Source organism: Anoxybacillus thermarum (assembly GCF_000836725.1).
Classification (GTDB): domain Bacteria; phylum Bacillota; class Bacilli; order Bacillales; family Anoxybacillaceae; genus Anoxybacillus; species Anoxybacillus thermarum.
Genome location: NZ_JXTH01000117.1, coordinates 1 through 1,679, shown reverse-complemented (window position 1 = coordinate 1,679; position 1,679 = coordinate 1). Strand labels below are relative to the sequence as shown.

At 47.2% G+C, this 1,679-nt stretch carries 1 protein-coding gene; it reads left to right on the top strand.

Going from position 1 to position 1,679, the window contains the following annotated elements; genetic code table 11:
• Window positions 1–97 precede the first annotated feature (97 nt).
• Window positions 98–1,471 carry an IS1380 family transposase gene (locus LH47_RS14545; RefSeq protein WP_043968723.1) on the top strand — a complete coding sequence of 458 codons (1,374 nt, stop codon included), beginning with the start codon at window positions 98–100 and terminating at the stop codon, window positions 1,469–1,471.
• Window positions 1,472–1,679 lie beyond the last annotated feature (208 nt).

The window sequence follows — 1,679 nt, the reverse complement described above, 5'->3', positions numbered from 1 at the left end:
CCTGAATCCGTGACAAAACATCTTTACAATGGTCGCAAACCGTTGATACGATAAGGGAAAACGACGTGAACGACTTTTCATCAAGTAGGTGAATATCATGAAAGATTTCCCGATTCGGTTTGTGTTGACAGATGAAGCGATTACGCCAAGTGCTGGACTTGCTCTCGTTGGTTACTTACTACATCAAACGAAACTGGATAAACGAGTAAACGCCCTTCGGCTCCCAACGGTTCGTCGAGATGTGCACATTTCCCATAGCGACGTCATTCGCTCGATGATCGGCTTGCTTGCCACAGGAAAAACGGATTTTGATCATATCGAAGCGTATCGTCAGGACGATATCTTTGCGACATCGATGGGCATTCGGCACGTGCCTTCCTCCCCGACATTGCGACAGCGGCTCGATCAGCTCGCTTGTCTTCCGATGACCGAAGCCATCATTTGGGAGGAATCGATGCGTCTGTTGGTTGGACAACACGCCACCTTGTCCCCTTGTTGGACGAAAGGGAAGACGACATGGCTTCCCCTTGATTTAGATGGCTCCCCGTTTGACAACTCCGATACGAAAAAAGAAGGAGTGAGTCGAACGTATAAAGGATTTGACGGTTTTACGCCGTTGTTTGCGTACGCAGGGAAGGAAGGGTATATCGTTCATGCCGAGTTGCGTCCAGGGAGGCAACATGTACAAGACCACATGCCTTCGTTTTTAGCTACCGCCATCCGTCGAGCTCGTCCACTGACCTCGTCTCGTCTGCTTGTGCGCATGGATGCAGGAAACGATGCGGAAGCGAATGTGCACGTATGTCTAAAGGAAGACGTGGACTTTGTCATTAAGCGAAACTTACGCCGAGAATCGAAAGCACTTTGGTTCCAGATCGCTTCGCAAAAGGGCAGACGCGTCGATGATGGACAAACTGAAGGAGTCCAAACGTATGAGATATGCCTTCCACAGACAGCAGCAATCGATGGACACACGTATACGTACGTTCAAGTCACCCAAGTGACGGAACGAACGATGGAACGAAATGGACAGCTGATGCTCGTTCCTGATTACGAAGTCGAAAGCTACTGGGTGCGCCTCGAAGGATACGAGCATGTTCGGATGAGTGATGTGCTCGCATTGTATCACGATCATGCGACATGCGAACAGTTTCATAGCGAACTGAAAAGCGACTTAGATTTAGAGCGACTTCCATCTGGGAAGATGAAAACGAATGCGCTCGTGTTAGTCATAGGAGCATTCGTGTACAACCTTCTTCGCCTGATTGGACAAGATCTATTAAGCGATCCGAGACATCCATTGCATCACAAAGTGAAACGCCGCCGCATCAAGACGATCATTCAGACGGTGATCACGATGGCAGGACGACTCGTCCGCCGATCGCGACAGATCTGGATGAAACTGACGCGAAGGAGTGGGTATAGCGAATTCCTGCTGAATGTCTATCAGAAATGGAGAGAGGTAAGGTAAAGAACAAATGTTCGAATATTGATGTCCAACGTCACTCCCTGTGCTTTTTTGTCTATTTTTTTGGTTTGCACACCCAAAAAAGAGATTTGTTTCATTTTCAGAAATAGAGATGACATAGGTCATAAGCACAAAAAGGGTTTTATGGATTATACATCCATAAAAATTACAACAAAATCAAAGTCAATTTCAATTCATCACGGATTCAGGT

What these genes read in the sequence shown, in the direction of transcription:
- LH47_RS14545 (WP_043968723.1), top strand. Translation starts at nt 98, where the DNA reads ATGAAAGATTTCCCGATTCGGTTTGTGTTGACAGATGAAGCGATTACG.